Origin of the sequence: Streptomyces phytophilus (genome assembly GCF_013870535.1) — a bacterium.
GTDB lineage: Bacteria > Actinomycetota > Actinomycetes > Streptomycetales > Streptomycetaceae > Streptomyces > Streptomyces phytophilus.
The window spans coordinates 1-1,637 of record NZ_JACBXC010001314.1; the positions used below are offsets into that span (position 1 = coordinate 1).

Genomic DNA, 1,637 nt, shown 5'->3' on the forward strand with positions numbered 1-1,637 from the left:
CGCTGGCCACGATGCACATGTCGTGGGGCTGGGGGTTCCTCACCAGCCCGCGTTCGCTGGCGCAGAAGGTGATCGCCAGCCGCCGCCCTGCGGTCACGGCCGGCTGACCGCCGGCGCGCTTCACCTCCGGCTTCCTCCCGGCCCCGCCCGCGCGCGCGAGCGGGGCCGACGCGTCACCAGGTGTAGGACGGATTGACGTCCATGCACGCCTTCTTGTTGCCGCCGGCCAGCGGGTTGGAGCTCTCCGGCGCCTTCTCCGGCCCCGTCTCCTCGCCGTCCTCGCCGCCCCCGCCCGCGGCCTCCGGGTAGGCGTCGCCCTCCCGCCAGTCCGCGCCGACGACCAGCGTCACCCCGTCGATGCCGGTGGACTGCTTCACCGCCCGGTCGGGCAGCCCGATCGCCTTGGCCACCGCCAGGGCGTTCGCGTGCTGCTCCTCGGTCGCGTACGTGATGGTGGTGTCCGCCTGCGACTTGGGGGTGGCGTCGGTGGCGGCCTGGGTGAAGCCGTCGTCGACGAGCACCTCGGCGATGTCGCCGGCCCGGCCGGTGACCGGGGCGTACATCGTGGTGCCCGTGCCGTTCTGCACGAGGACGGGGATCTCCGCCTTCGGCTCGGCCTCGGCGACAAGGTCGTCCGGCTTCTTCTTCTTGGGCTTGTCCTTGCCGTCGAAGGCGACGTCGTTGCGGATCATGGACCAGAGCTGCGGCGCGTCCTCCTCGTTGGGTACGACGTGCGCGTTGTTCTCCGGGTCCGGCACCCACGGCATGGTGGTCATGGTGATGCGCTCGGCCGGCACCCGCTTGATGTCGTTCCCGAGGTCGTAGAGCTTCTTCAGGTCGCCCAGGCCGTCGTCGACGGTGAGCGCGTTGGTCGCCGCCTCGGCGAGACGGCGCAGCTTGCCGGGGTCGGAGAGCTTGGCGCCCTCCTTCAGCTCGCGGGCCATCGAGTTCATGTACTGGTGCTGGGCGTGCGTGCGCCCGATGTCGCTGCCGTCCTCGAAGCCGTGCCGGGTGCGCAGCCACTGCAGCGCCTGCTCGCCCTTGATGGTCGTCTCGCCCTCTTCGAGGCGGAGCCCGGAGTCCTCGTCGTAGACGTTGTCCCGTACGCAGACGGGGACGCCGCCCACCGCGTCGGCCATGCTCACCACGCCGGCGAAGTCGATCATCATGAAGTGGTCGATGGAGACGCCGGTCATGGCCTCCCAGGCGGCGACCGTGCAGCCGGGACCGCCGTGCTGGAGGCTGGTGTTGATGGTCTCGCTGGTGGTCTCGGGGTAGACGGTGCCGTCGTCGGGGTCGGTGCACTCGGGGATCGTCACTCGGGTGTCGCGCGGGACGCTGACGACGGACATGTTGCTGCGGTCCGCGGAGACGTGGAGCAGCATCTGCACGTCGGCGAGCGGCTTGCGGCCGCGGTCGGCGCGGGCGCCGCCGAGGCGGACGTTCTCGTCGGAGTTCCGGCTGTCGGACCCCAGGAGCAGAATGTCCAGCGGCGTCTGGCCGTCCGCGTTGGGCTGCTTCTCGTCGAGCTTGTTCTTGCCGAGGTTGAGGGGGTCCTTCTCCAGGTTGTTGTTCAGGTCGCGGTAGTAGAGGTAGCCGGCGGCCGCGGTGCCGAGTATGAGGAAGGCGACGATGCC

The 1,637-nt window shown here is 70.5% G+C and carries 1 protein-coding gene and 1 pseudogene; one reads left to right on the forward strand and one right to left on the reverse strand.

Going from position 1 to position 1,637, the window contains the following annotated elements:
* Positions 1 to 107 (forward strand): annotated as a pseudogene (locus tag H5J30_RS37120) (glycosyltransferase family 2 protein); the annotation flags it as partial.
* Positions 108 to 173: 66 nt separating this feature from the next.
* Here the strand turns inward: H5J30_RS37120 and H5J30_RS31915 are convergent.
* Positions 174 to 1,637 (reverse strand): LCP family protein (locus H5J30_RS31915; protein ID WP_181791083.1); only part of this gene is annotated, 1,464 nt, incomplete at its 5' end.